Genomic DNA, 16,772 nt, shown 5'->3' on the forward strand with positions numbered 1-16,772 from the left:
CATTAAGAGACCCGCAATTAGTGGCACTCACCAAGCATTTAAAGACCAAGTGCTCTGAGATGGCGAGTTTGGTACGGGGTGCGAGTTGTCCCCATAGACAGTGCGACGCCAGATGCCCCCAATTATCGCTATCAGCGGCAGTTGTACTACGCTGACAAAAATCCCCCCAGCCAAGCGGTTAAGGATTTCTTGGGCTACGCGACTTCCGATGAAGGAAAAAAACGATGCTGGCCGGAAATTAACAGAACTTAGTTAGTCCTAAAGTCTCGCGGGTGCGTCGCTGCGGGAATTTTCGCCACTATTTGAAATTATGCGATCGCCACGCACCCTACATCATTACGTTATGCGTTTTTTTCATAAGTCTTAGTTAATTTTCCAGAGCTGAACTGATAGGCTAATATTCGGTGTAGTTTAAAATTTAAGGTTTTTCCGTGAGCAAAAGTCGCGAACCAGTCGAGAGTTTACTTCTCTATTATTTATTCAAGTGGTCAATTGTCAGCCCGATGCTGCACCTTTACTTTCGGGGCCGCATCTACGGTGCAGAAAATGTTCCAGCAGAAGGGCCAGTGGTGATAGTCAGCAATCACGCCAGCGATTTTGATCCGCCGATTTTGTCTAGTTCCATGAGGCGACCGGTCGCATTTATGGCGAAGGAAGAGTTATTTAAAGTTCCAATTTTGAAGCAGGCAATTACGCTTTACGGCGCTTATCCTGTGAAGCGAGAAAGTGCCGATCGCAGTGCAATTCGATCGGCTATCAAATCTTTGGAAAATGGCTGGGCGACTGGTGTATTTTTGCAGGGAACTCGCACGCCCGACGGCAGAATTACTGACCCGAAATTAGGGGCGGCGCTGATCGCTGCTAAGGCAAAAGTGCCATTGTTACCTGTGAGTTTGTGGGGAACTCATGCAATTTCGTCGAAAGGTTCGGCAGTGCCGCGTCCGGTGCCGCTGACGGTGCGAATTGGTAACTTAATTGAAGCGCCCGGTTCCTCGGATCGCGAGGAGTTGGAAGCGCTGACTCAAAGATGTGCAACGGAGATTAATGCGATGCACGATTTGGGCCGCTGATGCAGCTTGGAGGATGTTTTTGTAGAACTTACGCAGGTTCTATCGTTCGGACTTCACTCCTTCTTTTCTGAGGACTAAAGTCCGAACGATCAAACCTATTTTATGGCGGTTGTGCGTGAAGCGAAGCTATCCCCTAGGGAATCGCCCCTAACAAAAGCAACAGCCAAGGGCGAAATTTTTTCTGTAACTGCTGCGATAACTTGGCGATCGAAGTCAGTCCAAACTCTGGGGCGATCGAAAATACAAGGCTGCAAAACCCCCCATAACAAGCCGTCAGCACAAAGGTGAGCGTGAATCAAAGCACGATGTCCGAACTCTTTTGCCTCAAAATCTTTGTTAACAACTTCAGGATTTGCTGTTTCAACATCCTCCACAAAAATTGAAGGTTCAGTGCGCAAAGCCGCAGCAAACAAAGGGTCTTCGTCTCCTAAAGATTCCGGTTCTTTTTTCCACTGGACACCGCTAACATCGGGATAGTTCGAGTTGCGACACCAGCAGTAAGGTGTTCTGCCCGTTTGGGTTTCAGGATTGCGGAGGTAGAGAAAAACGCGATCGCAATTTAACACCTCGCCTAAAGCCGGCACCAAGGCCGAAAAAACAGCATCCGCAGTCTTGCTGTCACTCAAAATTTGCTCCAGAACTTGCGGCAGAATTTGGTCTGTCATTAACTTTCGGTCTTTAAGTTCACCTACAGATTTTAAACTACTAATCTTCTTATCTGACGGATTTGTCATCAGCCTCTTCGCGGTTTGTGAAATCGCTATCAAATACAAGTTTTAAAAATTTGGGGAAGGGAAAAAGATTTTATCGCAACCGCACCCGACCTTTAGGGCGTTCTTAATTGCACAAATATGAGATTTTCTTCCTGTTGCTTTCTTCTTTTTGTTGCTTCCTTCTCCTGATGACTAATGACTACTGACTACTGACTAATGACTAATGACTTCTTCCCTTTGTTTATTGAATTCTGGCATGGGTAAAGTCAGCACCCGTATAACCAGTTGTCAGCCACATAATAGCTCTAGCACCGTCGCGAACAGCTTTTTGCACCGGTTCGGGGGTTCGCCCAGACGGAACTGCCACAGGCTTAAAACTAATCCCTCGACTGCCGAACACGATTTCGCCGATAATCTGAGCTCGCCGCATATGATCGTCAGAAGTGATCAGATACACGCTCTCAATCCCTTTAGCTTTCAATTCATCTACCAGCGTGGTAAAATTTGTTACCGTATCCACCGCTCTGTAGTCTAAGTGCAGGCGATCAGACTTAATTCCCGCTTCTGAAAACACCCATTCCGCGAACTCAGGATTGCTGCCAGAAGACACCCAAATCGGCAATTGAGGGTGCTTAACAGCAAATTTGGCAGCAAACACCTCTCGCTCCGTAGCCCCACCTAGAACTAACAAAGCTTGGGGTGTCTGAAACTCGCTCTTAACCTGCTGATAGCCAAACCAACAGGCCATCAAAAGCCCTACTAGGAACCAAAAATTGAGTGAATTCCTCAAACGCTTGTAACGCCGCGTGTTTGAATTGATTCTTAACCACATCTAAACCCTATAAAAATTTTGTATAGCTGACAAAGGAACCATAACAAAAAATACTGCACGTACAGCCCACTAACAGGAATTAAAAATTTTAAAATGGTGAATTCGTTAGCGGATATACAAAACAAAAGGGCAAAAATTAGGCTTTGCCCCTCTGCTTTTATTGGTTCTCGATTTTAACGGGACTGGCCGGGTTCGAACCGGCGACCTAGCGCTTCAGATTTGTGTGAGTTTCCCCACTCTCCGGACTATTCCTTCACCGTGGGCTTTGCAGCCTTTAGGTGGCGGCCGTATGTTTAGGAGGTTTTATTGTGTTTACTTCCTAAAGCCAGTCTCTGCACCTTCCTTACCTAAACAATGTTCAGATAAAGCTTGGCTCAAGATTACCGTATCTGTCGTCAGACTTAGGCTTCCTTGAGTTTGACCACATTCACTCCCAGAGTTTCCTCGCAGGGTGCCCGATTCTTCAGGAGGCGCTTGCTCTATCCATCTGAGCCACAGCCCCAGTTGCTGAACCGTTTTGATTATAGCAGTTAATGTCGATTTTGAATTTTTTATTTTGGATGATTATCGATCGCCCGTGGCAAGTCTCGCACCGATACCGGCAAAATTCTCTGCTGCTGTGAGTGTGCCGGCACCATAACAGGCGCGCCGTCGCCATGCAGTGACAGGGAGGTGTCCAGGGGGAGCATTTTCGCCCCATGAGAGCTCGTTGTAATATTTCCAATTTTCCTTAACTCGCCAGCCGACTCGATCGCACAATTCAGTATAATTGCCCCCGGTACTTTCCCAAATCTGCTGCTGCACTGTCAACCCGAACCGCCCGCTGCTGTATTGTTGCCAAAGTTGGTCGATCGTGCGAAGGTCTGTAAGAGGAAAACTGTCAATATCCGCCGCACTTAGCCACCCTTCCTCTTCTCGGAGAGTTATCTGTAGCAAAATTTCCCAAGTATGTTCGTCAGCTTTGCGCCATTTTCGCATTTGTAACAGCTTTGTCAGTTGTCGGTAGTCCATCCCAACTTCAGACATCGGAGGAGTTTGGTCAGGTATGGCGCCTATTTTCTCTTCCAGTCGCAGTAGAGTGCTGGCAATGAATTCGGGGTTTAGTTGTTCCAGGCGGTACAGAACCCATTCTAACTGCGATTGCAGGTATGTGCGGGCGATCGCGCCTTGCTGCAATTCCTGTTGCAACTCATCAAATCGGGCTGACCAATTTTGTTGATTGCGGGCCGATTCCCACATTTGTTTTGCCCATTGCAATCTAACTTGTTCTTGTTTTAAATAAGTTTTGGAAGGCTTAGCACGCGGCGGGTAGGGAGTCAAATCCCAGCCACAAATTGAGCAACACAACTCTGCTTTTTCTTCTATGTAATCAGCGCCGCACACTGGACAGTTAGACATATTGCCATAAATTCGGTTGCCAACCAATTATATAATCTAATATGCTCCTAGGATAATAGACGAGCAATTGCATAAATTTTTGATAAATACCAAAACCGCAGATTTAAGACAGATAAACGCAGACAAACGCAGATAAATTTAAGACACGAAAGCGATTTTTGTAATCATGTTCTCATAAGTTAGCGGTAGGGTGCGTCAGTTTAGTAATTTTTAATGAACGCCGACAATCAAATTCTGACGCACCATCTAAGCTGTTGAGCATTTAAATTGCATATTCGGGACGGGCTATAAGCCCATCCCACAAGCATTTTATTGACTTTTGACACACAATTTAAATGTAGAACAGCTTAACAAGGCAAGCAAATAGTAAACAAGCTGCCTTTACCCAACTCAGATTTTGCCTCGATCGTGCCGCGGTGAGCTTCGACTATTTGGCGGCAGAGGTGCAGTCCCAAACCTGTGCTGGATTTCTTGTGAGTTCCCGATCCAAACCTTTCAAATAACTTGGCTTGTTCGGCGGCAGAAATGCCCGCGCCGGTGTCTTGGATTTCCATAATTACCCAAGCCAGCGGTTGGTTTTTGAAGCTGGTATAAGCAGGGGAATTGGCAGCTTTTAATCGGACATCTATGGAGCCGCTGTCGGTGAATTTGATCGCATTTCCGATTAAGTTTGTCAGCAAGCGGTGCAACTCCAGACGATCGCCCGGATACTTGGCAATCGGAGCACTTTCTGCACTTTCTGTCAAGTTTAAATTCAGCGACAAATTTTTAGCATCGGCTAGGGGAGCGAGTTCTTCGGCTACCTCATGAATGAGCTGTCGCAAGTCAACGGGAGCGAAACTTAGGGATTTGCGCCCTGCTTCGTAGCGGTAGACTTCCAGCAGCATATTTACCATCGCGATCAGGTTTTTGTTGCTGCGAACCATTGTCCCGAAAGCGTCCCCCATCTGAGGCGAGATTTCTCCCAAAGCTCCCTGCTGCATTAAGGTGAGCATTCGATCGGCTGCTACGAGGGGCGTCCGCAAGTCGTGAGCAAGTCTGGAGACAAAATCTTCGCGCTGGAGGGCGATCGAATTGCGCTCGTCTACGCTGTGTTTTAGGCGCAGGAGCGATCGCACCCTCGCCAGCAGTTCGTCCATTTCTACGGGTTTGCGGATAAAATCGTCTGCACCCATATCCAGTCCCTGGACTACGCTCGCGCTGTCGTGAGCTGTGATCAGCAAAATCGGGATAAAGGGCAATTCCTTATTTTGTCGCATTCGCTGGGTGACTTCGTAACCGTCCATTCCCGGCATCATTACGTCTAGCAGTACCAAATCGGGGGTTGATTTGTCAATTTGGCTTAAGGCCGAAAAGCCGTTCTCGGCCGTGCTAATTTCGTAACCTTCTTCTTCCAGGATTGTCTGCACCAACAAAACATTATCTGGTGCGTCATCTACAACCAGAATGCGATCGGCTTTTGTGGCATTCGGAACAGATAAATAGTTCATTTAATTGTTGGCGTGGAAATAAATACTAACTTTAATCGGGCATTCGATTTATGTTTTCACATTTTTCTACTTGTTAACTCTGTCATAAGGAAGATCTCAAAACTTTATCCAATCTTTTTATTTTGGGGCACTTATATGTGATAAAATATGCTATTTGGTCGTCATAGTATGAACGCCGTCCCAATCGTCGGGCGGGGGTACTTCCAAATAGCTGAGTGTTCGCTGTAGGTGAACTTCCACCGGTCGATCGCTCGGTCGCATCGCTAAAGCCGCCTCAAAACAACTAATAGCTTTCTGAAAATTTCTCTTGATATAAGCATCCCGACCTTTACTGTAAAGTTCCAAAAACCTTTCGGTTTCTCCATCAAGGGGATCGGAACTATTTTGCAGCAACTCGTAAATGCCGATCGGTTGATTTTTGCCCTTAACCCGCACCTTGTCCAACTCTCGCACCCAAATTCCTTCGCGGCATAAATTGTAGGTAAACTCGCTCAAAATGATATCGCAGCCGTACTCTTTTGTAAGCTGTTCCAAGCGCGAACTCAAATTCACCGCATCGCCGATTACCGTGTAATCCATCCGTTTTTCCGAACCAATATTGCCCGAAACCACCTCTCCAGAACTAATCCCAATTCCGAAGCGAAACGGATCTTTGCCGGGGCGAGAATCATTAAACTCTTTCAAACGCCGGCGCATATCTAAAGCCGACTGCACCGCCATCCAACCGTGACTTTCCGGGGGATTGAGTGGCAGGGGCGCGCCGAACACGGCCATTAAAGCATCGCCGATAAACTTGTCTAAAGTACCTTCGTAATGGAAAACGGCCTCCACCATCGTCTCAAAATACTCGTTTAGCAGGGATACCACCTCCGATGCTCCCAGATTTTCGGTGAGGGTGGTGTAGCCGCGAATGTCCGAAAATAAAATAGTAACGTCTTTGCGTTCGCCCACCATCAGGGCCCCTTCGCCCAAGGCCATGACTTTATCTACGACTCCGGGAGTCAGGTAGCGGTACATCGTATTTTTCATCCGCTTTTCGCGGCTGATGTCTTCGAGTACCACTAAACCGCCGCGCACGCCGCCTTCTGGATTGATTAGGGGGTTGACAGTTAAATTCAAACTGCGTTCAATTACTTTAATTTGAGATTTCTGGATTGGTAGCGGACAATAAGGGTGATACCGGGCAGAATTCGGCAGCGAAAATAAAGATTGGGAATTAGCTAATTCTGCCCGCGCTACTTCTTCTGTCCAGGCACTGTTTTCGCCCCAAGCGTAATATAAATTCGGGTCTGTGCGATCGGGCACGGCCAAAATATAAATTTCTTCTGCTGTTTCTTCTGCTGTTTCTTCTGCGGATGCTGCGGAACAAAACGTTTTTTCCACCAACAGTCCCACAGTTAAACTTTGTTCGGGAACGTAATGTCGGGCTGCATGGTTGAGACTATCTTCGAGTCGAAATTGCAAATTATCGATCGGCAAAACTTCCCAAACATAGCGATCGATCAGTTTTTCTTCCCAAATCTGGGGATGGTGTTTGCCTTTAGTTTGATTTGGGGGACAGCCCAACAATTCCAGCGCTGCTTCGTTAATCGTGACAATTCGCCCCTGCAAATCGGTGGAAATCACTGCATCTGACAGACTTTGCAGCATATCTTTTTGATACTGCTTTTCCACCATCACGTTTTGAAACAGTTGAGAATTTTGCAGCGCCATTCCAGCTTGGGAATTAAACGCTCGCAAAAACTCTTCGTCGGAAGCAGTGAAAGTGCCTTGATTCTTATTAATTAGCTGAGTTACCCCGATCAGCTCACCTTTAGCGTTATGCACCGGCATACACAAGACAGTCTGAGTGCGGTATCCGGTTTGCTGGTCTGTAGATGGGTCAAAGCGGGGATCGTCGTAAGCATCTGTAATATTTAGGGGTTGACCGGTCGAAGCCACGTAACCGGCAATTCCTTTATTGGCAGGAATGCGAATTTCGACGATGGTTTTACCGTCGGCTTTGGCGACTTTTGTCCAGAGTTCGTTGGTTTCCCGATTTAATAAAAATAGCGTGCTGCGATCGGCCTGCATCAAGTCGCGAGCTTGATCCATGACTGCGCGCAAAGTTGTTTCTAAGTCAAGACTTTGACCTAAAGTTGTGGTTGCTCTCAAAAGCGCGGCCACTCCTCGCTGATTGCGGGCGACAACGTAGAAAGATTGACAGCTTTCGAGAATAATCCCGATCGAATCTGCAAAAGCCTGAAACTGCTGTTCGTCTTCCTCGGTAAAGGGGGCATTGCCAGCTTTATTTAACAGTCTGACCACCGCTACGGGTTCGTTTTGGCTCTTGCTGCTAAAAATCGGCATACAGAGCATGGTCTCGATTTGGTACTCCGGCGGTTCGTCTACTTCGGAATTAAAATGCTCGTGCGATCGAGCTTCCGCGACATTTATCGATTTTCCAGTAGTTGCTACGTAGCCTAAAATGCCTGCATCCATCGGCAAGCGAACTTCTACATCTTCGCCCGTGAGCGCGTGGGCTGTTTTGTACCAAAGTTGATTTTTGCTGGGGTCAACCAAAAAAATTGTTGTCCGGTCTGCTTGCAGAATTTGACCAATTTTGACAGTGAAGGCATCTAACAGTTGCTCTAAGAGAGTTTCGAGTGCGTCATTGTTAATCAGGTCCATCGCCCGGATAAATTGCTGAAATTCTGCCGTGATAAAGTCCAGCAGGCACACTAATTCAGGAACTGGCAGGCTCTTAACACGCGAGGTTAATGCCCCCATAAAATTTACTTGAGTCAGTGTAGCCAGAACGCTACCAGCATTGGAGAATGTCATGATTAACTGCTTGCTCAGAGGGTTGACAGACCTGCTGGTCGATCGGTGCTAAATTCTGCGGCGGTGCCAACTTTTAAGTTGTTTGCAGGAATTGCCTGTACTTGCTTGTAGCTTTGAGGGATCGTGAGTTTATTTTTTCGCCGCAACTTCAGTTTGCTTTTTACATATGCTCGATCGATCGTTTTTTTTACAACATCGATACGGATCCTGGTTCGTGAATTAAAGCTGAACTTGAGTTCGGAACACTGCCCGCCTGAAAATTAATTTGCAGGCTGGTGCGATCGATCGCGGGCAATGTAGATTTGACGCTATGTCAGGAGGCTGCTACGCAATCGGACTGCTTTAGCGCCTTCGGCTACCGTATCCGGTCTACTGAATGGCGGTATTTTGTCACGGGCGAAGCATTCCAAATGCTACTCATAAGTTTAATGGTAAACGCAACAACACGATAGCTACAGCAATCTAAGCAGCAAAAAATTTCGATCGGTCTTTGAGGACATCCATCCCCGCTACAAACCGAAGTATCGCGCGAGACCAGCGAAGCTGTCAGTGCTGTTTAAAGGCACGACATCCCGGCATTTAGGCAGCAGAAGGCATGGACTGAGCAAATATCACCGATTGATAGTAACGTCGCAGTTGTGAGGTGGCGGCGGCCCAACCCCAGCGTTCAGCTTCTTGGCGAGCGTTTTGGCGCAGGGTTTCCCGTTCTTCGGGATTCGCAAACAGACGCTGGGTGGCAGCCAGAGCTCCGGCTTCGTCGGCGGGGTCGAATAAATATCCGTTAACACCGTCGGTGACAATATCGGGAATTCCGCCACTGCGCGCCGCGACTACGGGCGTCCCCGCAGCCATCGCTTCTAGAAGCACTAAGCCCAGGGTTTCGGTGCGGGAGGGAAAAATGAAGGCATCAGCAGATGCGTAAGCAGAAGCCAATTCTTGCCCCTTCAGGTAGCCCACAAAATTGGTGGGGGTGCCGGCAAAATATTGTTCGAGGGTTTGTCGGTGCGGCCCGTCTCCCACAAGGGCGAGGCGGGCGTTGGGAATGGCTGCGAGGACTGGTTTAATCGACTCGATTTCTTTTTCGGCACCGAGGCGGCCGACGTAGAGGAGTAAGGGGCTGTCTGGGTTATTTTGAGAAAGGCGCGATCGCATTTCTGGACTTGCCAATTCGGGGACAAACATTTCGGTATCAACGCCCCGCTGCCACAAGTCTACCCGCTCAATGCCGTGAGTTCTCAACTCCTCCACCATTGCTGTGGAAGTACACAGATTCAATTCAGCTTGATTGTGAGCGCCTTTGAGCAATTCCCACAGCAAAGGTTCAAGCATTCCAAAACCGTAATGGTGCAAGTATTTAGGCAAATGCGTGTGGTAAGAAGCCAAAATCGGAATATTGAACTTTTTGCCGTAATATATACCGCCCAATCCCAAAATAGCGGGATTGACAACATGAATAATATCCGGTTTAAACTGCTGTAATTGTTGACCGATCGCCGGACTGGGCAGTGCCATTTTCAGTTCCGGGTACATGGGCAAAGGCAAACCCTCCACACCGTATACTCGCGCGCCTTTGTATTCTGTAATCCCGTAATCTGGAGAAAAGATCAGAACTTGTGCGCCCGATCGCTGCAAGTGATCTACAGTGTGAATCAGCCGAGTGACAATGCCGTCTATTTTCGGCAGGAAAGTTTCAGTGAACAGAGCAATTTTCATAAAACGAAGGAAGAAGGAAGAAGGAAGAAGGAAGAAGGAAGAGGGAAGAGGGAAGAAGGAAGAAGGAAGAAGGAAGAGGGAAGAAGGAAGAAGGAAGAAGGCTGTAGTTATTCTTTATATATTATTGAGGGAATCGATATTTCCATTTTTTGGCAAATCTGGCGGTTAGTAACAGGATTCACTATTTAATTAAGGATCTAAAACTTAATAAATTAAGCACCTCATACAGTCTTCTCTCCTGTAAGTTGCGATATCAAAGAAGGCAGAGCCTCCGAATCTGCATTACCAGGCAGAGCCTGGTAACGAGCAATCGCTTAAGTTATTAAATTTTCATTTTTAAGTGCGATCGATAGGTTTTGGGGGTAAAATACAAATTCCCTGAATACCAATTGATACAATTATTCCACCTAAAAGCAATCCCACACCTTCAGCAAAGCAGTTAATTCGGTGAATTTCCTGTGCAGTTTTGGCGATTAAGATTTCCTTTTCTGTAGCATTCGGCGATTCGCTAACACGGCGGTAATTTTGATAACTCGCCGTCAGTGCAGCCCATTCCGGCACCAAATAATAAGCACAAACTGCACTAGCCAAAAATCCCGGCACAACAACTAAAAGCAACAAAATGAGAATTCGACTTTTCACGGTATAGAAGGAAGAAGTTCGGCAACGGATTTTGTAACGGATGTAACGGATGGAAGAAGGAAGATGGAAGAAGGAAAAAGGAAGAAAAAATCGACCGCTTATGTTTCAGCAATTAAGAACGTCATAACCATCGGGCGCGGTTGCTATATTTATTCCCAAACAAGCTAGCAGTTCTTCTCTTCCCTTTTTTTCTCTTACTTCACGCCCTAGCGCTTACGCGCGGCTTCGCCTAACGCGCCTTCGCGGTTCGTTAAAAAAAACTCTCTCCCGCAGCTAGACAGCCAAATTTACCTGTGCCAAGAAACCTTCGGCAAAATCTGGTTTTTATCGACGCGGTGCTGATATTTTGTAGCAAAATTCAACAGAGAATCGAGCAGGGAATCTGAGAGATAGTGCGGCTGCAAGCCTAGTTCTAGCAAACTGGTGTTTTTGGCATTGAAATAATGTTCTTCTTTCTCGACTCTGGGATTTTCGAGGTGGTTGATTTCTACTTTTAATCCCATTGCCGTGCCTGCTTTTTGCACCAATGAGGCTAAGTCGCCGACGCTGAATTGTTCGGTGAATTGGTTGAAGACGCGGAATTCTCCGGCGGCGGCGGGGTTGGCGATCGCCAATTCGACGCACCGCACGGTATCCCGAATGTCCAAGAAGGTGCGGGTTTGTCCGCCAGTTCCGTAAACCGTCAAAGGATGACCGATCGCAGCTTGGACGCAAAATCTGTTCAATGCCGTACCGAATACTCCGTCGTAGTCCAAACGGTTGATTAACAGTTCGTCCATGCCTGTTTCTTCTGTGAGCACGCCGTAGACTACGCCCTGATTTAAGTCGGTGGCTCTTAAACCCCAGATTTTGCAAGCAAAATGGATGTTGTGGGAGTCGTGGACTTTTGACAGGTGGTAGAAACTGCCCGGTTGTTTGGGATAGGGTAGTGTATCTTTGCGGCCGTTGTGTTCGATCGTAATGTAGCCTTCTTCAATGTCAATATTCGGCGTGCCGTATTCGCCCATTGTCCCCAATTTCACTAGGTGACAGTCGGGGAAGTCTTCGCGGATGGCGTACAGCAGGTTGAGTGTCCCGACGACGTTATTGACTTGGGTGAGGACTGCGTGTTCGCGATCGATCATGGAGAAAGGGGCCGATCGCTGTTCGCCAAAATGGACGATCGCCTCTGGTGCAAATTTTCTCATGCTTTTGCTGAGAAAATCGTAGTTAGTGATGTCACCGACGAACAAGTCGATCGACTTACCCGTTAAATCTTGCCATCGCTGGAGTCGTTGCTGAATCGGTGCAATGGGAGTGAGGGTGTCGCTGCACAGTTCCAGATCCCAGTGCCGTCGCACGAAGCTGTCGAGGATGCCAACTTCGTGACCTTTTTTAGAAAGGTAGAGCGCGGTTGCCCAACCGCAATAGCCATCGCCACCAATAACCAGGACTTTCATAAAACAACGGTGAATCTTGCTTGCCAATACTGGGTTAATGTACCAGGTAATGGTGCATTGTGAACCTTTAATCTGCAAGCGTGTTCGCCCAGGATGGACTCAGTTTTTTTTGCATTAAACCTGAATTTCGTCGGCGAAGCTGGCCCAGCGGGTGAATTCAAAGGGGCCGGCTTGAGCTCCCCAGACGTGGGCATCGGTTTCTGGGTCGCGTCCGCGATCGTGGCTGACAAATTTGTTACCATCAATCTCGAATTCGCTGTCTAGATAGGTTTTTTTGCCCTTTCTGACTACGGCACAGCCTTTTCCTGGTTCGACGCGACCTTTGAAGCTGTTGCCCGTCCAGTGGGTAAAAAAGGTGCATCCGGGGAGCAGTTTCAGTTGTGCTGTTTTGATTTCTTGCAGCCGTTGGGGTTCGCGGGAAGCGCCGTAGAATTGTGCTTCGTTTTCGATCGCATAATTTTCGATGTCGATGCGATCGTCCGCCGGGACTAATTTTAACACTCGCACTCGGTACGGAGAGTTGAGTTCGATGTCGTAGGCTTGTTCTAGATAAAGACTTACTCCGTCCAATATCTCCACGGGTAATGGTCTCATACAGACGCGGATGTGGGCGAAAAAAGGCGGATTTTCAAAGGCTTGGGCTTGATTGCTGAAGTCGGCGGCCATCCAGCGGGCGAGGGTGACTATATCGGTGGAATGGGTCATTTCGATTTTAGATTTTGGATTTTAGATTTTGGATTGAGGGAGTAGAAATTATTTTAGATTAAAGCGAGAGCGATCGATTGGCGATTTTAGATTGGGGATTTTCGATTGAGGGGAACATAAGTTATTTTAGATTAAAGTGAGAACTATCAATTGGCGATTTTGATCTCCCACTTACTTTACAAAGTTAGGTTTATGGATTTTCTGTTTTTTCAGGAAGTCTTAATCAATCAGTAAATCAATGAAACACAAGACTTGAGTTTGTATAAATTTCGATCTAGCTTTTAACCGCAGGTTTCCCCAGTACAGACACAGATGGACGCAGATGATTTAATAATTATTTGAAAGCGATTGAGTACAAATCGAGTCTAAAATACAATAAAACTTACCCACGGCTGTCATCATCTTTGTTTTTTTTCCGAAATACTATCGGGGATCATCTGTAGTTTTACAAAAAAACTAGCGGAATGCGGAAAGCGAGCGTGACTTTAGTGCGCTCGATGAAAGCGGGCGGGGACTTCAGTCCCCTTCAGTCTTTCTTGTAAAGTATTGTCACAGACTGTATTTGTTTTACACCAACTTTGCTGTTGTAAGTATATCGTGATCAGGTCGAAGTCATGCTAGTTTTTGAATTCAAAATATACGGAAAGCGACAGCAGTTTGATGCTGTCGATCAAGCTATTAGAACAGTACAATTTATCCAAAACAAAGCAATTCGCTTGTGGATGGATGGCGAAAAGATTGGTAAAAACGATCTAAGTAAATACTGTGCATTATTAGCAAAAGAATTTTCGTTTTGTGATGAATTGAACAGCATGGCTCGACAGGCGAGTGCAGAAAGATCATGGTCTGCAATCTCCCGATTCTACGATAACTGTAAGAAGAAGGTTCCCGGTAAAAAGGGATTTCCACAGTTCCAAAAAGACAACCGCTCAGTCGAATATAAGACTAGCGGTTGGAAATTGGCAACAGATAGGAAATCCATCACCTTTACCGACAAACAGGGGATTGGGAAGCTGAAACTAAAAGGGACGCGCGACTTGCATTTCTACCAAGTCACTCAAATTAAACGAGTCAGGTTGGTAAAACGTGCAGACGGCTACTACGTTCAGTTTTGCATTCAGGTTGACCGTTCCGAAGTCGTAGAAATAACTGGAAATACCATTGGACTAGACGTAGGATTGAAAGAATTCTAGACCGACTCCAATGTAATTGCAGTAGAGAATCCACGATTTCTCCGCAAGGGAGAATGTAGACTGAAGAAGTCCCAAAGACGGGTATCAAGGCGCGTCAAGGGTTCCAACAACAGAAAAAGAGCCAGAGTGACTCTGGGAAAACGCCACCTCAAAATAAGTAGACAACGTAAAGATTTTGCTGTGAAATTAGCAAGATGCGTAATTCAGTCTAACGACTGCATAGCTTACGAAGACTTGAGGATTAAGAACATGGTGAAGAATCACTGTCTAGCGAAATCGATTAACGACGCATCTTGGTATATGTTCCGAGTTTGGATGGAATAGTTTGGCAAAGTATTCGGAAGAATTACGATTGCCGTTTCACCCAATGGAACCAGCCAAGAATGCTCTAGCTGCGGAACGATTGTTAAGAAGAGTCTATCAACACGAACTCACGTTTGTAGATGTGGATGTGTTTTAGACCGTGATCACAATGCAGCTAAGAATATCCTAAGTCGGGGATTAAGTACGGTAGGGCATACCGGAACTTGGGGTAACAATACCTTGAACGCTTGTGGAGAATTGACCGCTACCGATGTTGAAGTAATTCTGCATCGGCAAGTCGATTCATAGAAGCAAGAATCGAGCGTGGCGTTGACTCCCGCTTGAGTGTCAAATTTGTAGTGCTGTGTTGCGATCGAGTCTTGGATAGCTGTGCTGTGCGAGACAGCACTCAAAAAAAATGCTTTGCGACAGAAATGAGATGCTCCCTACTCTCGTTAAAAGCCACTTCAACGACAAAAATCCGGTTTCTTAGGTATTGATGCGTAAGTCATATACAATATCGAGATCCACTCACATTTTATTGTCCAGTCTGCTTGCGGTGCTTTGATCACCAATGTTACAAATATAAATATTCAGTTCGCTAATTTTGCTAATTTAACCAAGCTTCGCAGATGTTTTCTCATTAACTTAGCTCCGCTCTCATTAACAACTCTGTGGTAGTGAAATATCAATTGTATCTATAGCAATTATTAAAAAAGAAGTGAAGAGTAATGACGATAGACCATTGATTACCAATTGCCCAACCAGTATTTATTACTTAAATACAAGTAATATAGACTTTTTTATAAAAAGAATAATTTAATTCTATGAACATCGATATTTTATTGTTGATTTCATTATTATTGATTGCGTTGGGAGCAGGATTTATGCTCTTGTCAATCATCAAAACTCAAAAAATTTTAGATTTACTAAAAGAACACAGTGGCTATCTAGCTTGGAAGATACTGCGGTTTTTGATGGTGTTTTTTCTACTGGGATATTGCCTAGCTTTATTCTTACTTATTAATCAACAGTGGCAATTCCTTCCTATTTTGATTGGCTTAGTATTTTGCCTGGGTTCACTATTTGTTCTGCTTAACGTTAATATCTATCATTACACGTTCCAGCAATTATTAGCAACACAAGTTACTCAAGAGGTTTACCGCCGCGCTCAAATCGCAACAGAGACTACCTTATTTGAGCTAAAAAAAACCCAAGCAAAGCTGATTCATAGCGAGAAAATGTCCAGTCTCGGACAAATAGTGGCAGGTATTGCCCACGAAATTAACAATCCCATTGGTTTTATTCACGGCAACCTTAGACATCTGGAGGAATACACTCAAATAATACTGCATCTGATACAGCTTTATCATAAATACTTGCCACACCCTCCTACTGAAATTAAAACTGAACTAGAGGCGGTGGATTTTGATTTTGTGAAAAAAGATATTAGCAAAATATTACAGTCTATGAATGTCGGCACTACCCGAATCAAAGATATTGTATTATCGTTACGTAACTTTTCTCGTTTAGATCAAGCTGAGTTTAAAAAAGTCGATATTCACGAAGGAATTGATAGCAGTCTGCTAATTTTAAGTCATCGCTTGAATGCTACTTCTACCCGCCCGCAAATTTCGATCGTCAAAAAGTATGAAGCGCTGCCAAAAATTGAGTGCTGTGCGGGACAATTGAACCAAGCATTTATGAATATTATCGCTAACGCTATTGATGCAATTGATGAAAAAAGTGTTATAGACAATACTAATCAACTTGAAACAAAGGTAGGTCAGATTACTATTCGGACATCTGTAGTCGATAGATTTATTAAAATTGCGATCGCCGATAATGGATGCGGTATACTACCATCGATTCAAGGGCAAATATTCAATCCATTTTTTACCACCAAGCAGATCGGTAAAGGTACAGGAATGGGACTATCTATTAGCTATCACATTATTTGTGAAAAACATCACGGTCAGCTAAATTGTTCCTCAATTCCCGGAAAATTAACGGAGTTTACAGTTATGATTCCAATTATAATGTGAGGGTTGGTCTGTCGTAATATAGCCTTTATCAAAAAGGTGAGGAGTTGAAAATTTAGATTTTAGATTCTTCGACTTCGTTCGCGAAGCCGAAAAACTTAAAACTTGTACCGCGAAGCCGAAGTATCTATATTTTTTTTGACAAAGGCTATATTAAACCTCTTGTCGAATTCTTCGATCGACCGAAGTATTGGCGGGCTAAATCTAGAGGAAAAATTCAAGATTTTTTGCAGAAATACTTCGTTCGATCGCACGTTTGACCAGAAATTTAATGTTCTGGTTTTTACATCTAAGTTAGTAAATTAGATGAGTTTGACAGCCCGCAGACCAAACATCAGCACTGTCGCCAAGGCGACCATGCCTCCGAAAATCCCAAAATAAGCTATTGCTCCGCTAAGAGTCATGGCAA

The 16,772-nt window shown here is 45.5% G+C and carries 14 protein-coding genes and 1 pseudogene; 5 read left to right on the forward strand and 10 right to left on the reverse strand.

From position 1 onward, the window contains the following. Positions 1 to 78 precede the first annotated feature (78 nt). Together QUB66_RS22330 and QUB66_RS22335 are read left to right on the forward strand one after the other, a co-directional pair. Positions 79 to 252: a hypothetical protein gene (locus QUB66_RS22330; protein WP_332969776.1), complete on the forward strand. Its 174-nt coding sequence runs from the start codon at positions 79 to 81 to the stop codon at positions 250 to 252. 179 nt (positions 253 to 431) lie between these two features. Further along, entirely contained in the window at positions 432 to 1,070 is a 639-nt protein-coding gene (locus QUB66_RS22335) for a lysophospholipid acyltransferase family protein (RefSeq protein WP_332969777.1), read from the forward strand. A 95-nt stretch (positions 1,071 to 1,165) separates the two neighbouring features. On the opposite strand, the gene QUB66_RS22340 is transcribed toward QUB66_RS22335, so the two are convergent. The 6 genes from QUB66_RS22340 to QUB66_RS22365 form a co-directional block, all read right to left on the reverse strand. Beyond that, positions 1,166 to 1,735 (reverse strand): GAF domain-containing protein, encoded by a 570-nt coding sequence (locus tag QUB66_RS22340; RefSeq protein WP_332969778.1) that lies wholly within the window; start codon positions 1,733 to 1,735, stop codon positions 1,166 to 1,168. A 289-nt stretch (positions 1,736 to 2,024) separates the two neighbouring features. Next, positions 2,025 to 2,615 (reverse strand): YdcF family protein, encoded by a 591-nt coding sequence (locus QUB66_RS22345; RefSeq protein ID WP_332969779.1) that lies wholly within the window; start codon positions 2,613 to 2,615, stop codon positions 2,025 to 2,027. 564 nt (positions 2,616 to 3,179) lie between these two features. Further along, the gene (locus QUB66_RS22350) at positions 3,180 to 4,013 is read right to left on the reverse strand and encodes a GUN4 domain-containing protein (protein ID WP_265234831.1); all 834 of its coding nucleotides are present in this window, start codon (positions 4,011 to 4,013) and stop codon (positions 3,180 to 3,182) included. A gap of 347 nt (positions 4,014 to 4,360) precedes the next feature. Next, entirely contained in the window at positions 4,361 to 5,503 is a 1,143-nt protein-coding gene (locus QUB66_RS22355) for a sensor histidine kinase (protein WP_332969780.1), read from the reverse strand. A gap of 150 nt (positions 5,504 to 5,653) precedes the next feature. Next, on the reverse strand, positions 5,654 to 8,326 hold the full coding sequence (locus QUB66_RS22360) for a GAF domain-containing protein (protein ID WP_332969781.1): 2,673 nt from the start codon (positions 8,324 to 8,326) through the stop codon (positions 5,654 to 5,656). Positions 8,327 to 8,905: 579 nt separating this feature from the next. Next, positions 8,906 to 10,039, reverse strand: coding sequence for a glycosyltransferase (locus QUB66_RS22365; protein WP_332969782.1), 1,134 nt, complete (start codon positions 10,037 to 10,039; stop codon positions 8,906 to 8,908). Here QUB66_RS22365 and QUB66_RS22370 point away from each other — a divergent pair. Continuing rightward, the gene (locus QUB66_RS22370; RefSeq protein ID WP_332969783.1) at positions 10,020 to 10,208 is read left to right on the forward strand and encodes a hypothetical protein; all 189 of its coding nucleotides are present in this window, start codon (positions 10,020 to 10,022) and stop codon (positions 10,206 to 10,208) included. The two genes, QUB66_RS22365 and QUB66_RS22370, sit on opposite strands and share 20 nt — an antisense overlap. 167 nt (positions 10,209 to 10,375) lie before the next feature. Here the strand turns inward: QUB66_RS22370 and QUB66_RS22375 are convergent, their stop codons facing one another. The 3 genes from QUB66_RS22375 to QUB66_RS22385 form a co-directional block, all read right to left on the reverse strand. Next, a complete protein-coding gene (locus QUB66_RS22375) occupies positions 10,376 to 10,660 on the reverse strand; it encodes a hypothetical protein (protein WP_332969784.1) in 285 nt (94 codons plus the stop codon). Between the two features lie 308 nt (positions 10,661 to 10,968). Beyond that, on the reverse strand, positions 10,969 to 12,120 hold the full coding sequence (locus QUB66_RS22380; protein ID WP_265234837.1) for an NAD-dependent epimerase/dehydratase family protein: 1,152 nt from the start codon (positions 12,118 to 12,120) through the stop codon (positions 10,969 to 10,971). A 114-nt stretch (positions 12,121 to 12,234) separates the two neighbouring features. Then, entirely contained in the window at positions 12,235 to 12,825 is a 591-nt protein-coding gene (locus QUB66_RS22385) for a chromophore lyase CpcT/CpeT (protein WP_265234838.1), read from the reverse strand. Between the two features lie 614 nt (positions 12,826 to 13,439). Here QUB66_RS22385 and QUB66_RS22390 point away from each other — a divergent pair. After that, a pseudogene (locus tag QUB66_RS22390) lies at positions 13,440 to 14,630 on the forward strand (RNA-guided endonuclease InsQ/TnpB family protein). Between the two features lie 518 nt (positions 14,631 to 15,148). Beyond that, a complete protein-coding gene (locus tag QUB66_RS22395) occupies positions 15,149 to 16,366 on the forward strand; it encodes a sensor histidine kinase (RefSeq protein ID WP_265234840.1) in 1,218 nt (405 codons plus the stop codon). 299 nt (positions 16,367 to 16,665) lie between these two features. On the opposite strand, the gene petL is transcribed toward QUB66_RS22395, so the two are convergent. Further along, on the reverse strand, positions 16,666 to 16,767 hold the full coding sequence (gene petL, locus QUB66_RS22400; protein WP_265234841.1) for a cytochrome b6-f complex subunit PetL: 102 nt from the start codon (positions 16,765 to 16,767) through the stop codon (positions 16,666 to 16,668). Positions 16,768 to 16,772: the final 5 nt, after the last annotated feature.

The sequence above is a fragment of the Microcoleus sp. A2-C3 genome, from assembly GCF_036706065.1.
Lineage (GTDB): Bacteria > Cyanobacteriota > Cyanobacteriia > Cyanobacteriales > Microcoleaceae > Microcoleus.

Excerpts from the sequence above, each read along its gene's own strand:
- QUB66_RS22340 (WP_332969778.1), bottom strand. The coding sequence starts at position 1,735 with ATGACAGACCAAATTCTGCCGCAAGTTCTGGAGCAAATTTTGAGTGAC.
- QUB66_RS22345 (WP_332969779.1), bottom strand. The coding sequence starts at position 2,615 with ATGTGGTTAAGAATCAATTCAAACACGCGGCGTTACAAGCGTTTGAGG.
- QUB66_RS22350 (WP_265234831.1), bottom strand. The coding sequence starts at position 4,013 with ATGTCTAACTGTCCAGTGTGCGGCGCTGATTACATAGAAGAAAAAGCA.
- QUB66_RS22355 (WP_332969780.1), bottom strand. The coding sequence starts at position 5,503 with ATGAACTATTTATCTGTTCCGAATGCCACAAAAGCCGATCGCATTCTG.
- QUB66_RS22360 (WP_332969781.1), bottom strand. The coding sequence starts at position 8,326 with ATGACATTCTCCAATGCTGGTAGCGTTCTGGCTACACTGACTCAAGTA.
- QUB66_RS22365 (WP_332969782.1), bottom strand. The coding sequence starts at position 10,039 with ATGAAAATTGCTCTGTTCACTGAAACTTTCCTGCCGAAAATAGACGGC.
- QUB66_RS22380 (WP_265234837.1), bottom strand. The coding sequence starts at position 12,120 with ATGAAAGTCCTGGTTATTGGTGGCGATGGCTATTGCGGTTGGGCAACC.
- QUB66_RS22385 (WP_265234838.1), bottom strand. The coding sequence starts at position 12,825 with ATGACCCATTCCACCGATATAGTCACCCTCGCCCGCTGGATGGCCGCC.
- QUB66_RS22395 (WP_265234840.1), top strand. The coding sequence starts at position 15,149 with ATGAACATCGATATTTTATTGTTGATTTCATTATTATTGATTGCGTTG.
- petL (WP_265234841.1), bottom strand. The coding sequence starts at position 16,767 with ATGACTCTTAGCGGAGCAATAGCTTATTTTGGGATTTTCGGAGGCATG.